This is a genomic window from Bradyrhizobium sp. PRIMUS42, assembly GCF_023006515.1.
Lineage (GTDB): Bacteria > Pseudomonadota > Alphaproteobacteria > Rhizobiales > Xanthobacteraceae > Bradyrhizobium.
On record NZ_JALBGZ010001634.1, the window covers coordinates 1 to 405 of the forward strand.

Annotated in this window: 1 protein-coding gene; it reads right to left on the reverse strand. The window is 69.9% G+C overall.

Annotation, left to right across the window (positions count from 1 at the left end; genetic code table 11):
* A partial coding sequence (locus MOV75_RS42030) for an FAD-binding protein (RefSeq protein ID WP_247008770.1) occupies positions 1 to 405 on the reverse strand: 405 nt, incomplete at both ends.

Consider the following 405-nt stretch of genomic DNA (forward strand, 5'->3'; position numbering starts at 1 on the left):
CAACGCCTCGGTGGCGAGCGGTGCGGGATCGCGTCCGATCCTGATGGCGGTCGGGTGGAACTGCACGAATTCGGGGTCCGCGATCACGGCCCCGGCGCGCGCCGCGATGGCGAGGCCGGATCCGCTGGCCTCAAGCGGATTGGTGGTAACGGCATAGAGATGTCCGATGCCACCGGTGGCGAGCACCACCGCGCGCGAGGCGAGCAGGAACGGCCTCGCCGACGTGTTGACGGCCTCGCGCAATTGAAGGCCGGCGACGGCACCGCCCTCGATCAAGAGGGCTTCGGCGACGACACCTTCGATGATGTGGATCGACGGCGTGCGGCGCACCGCTTCGCTCAAGGCCGCGATGATCGCCGCTCCAGCGCCGTCGCCCCGCACATGCACGATGCGCCGGGCGGAATG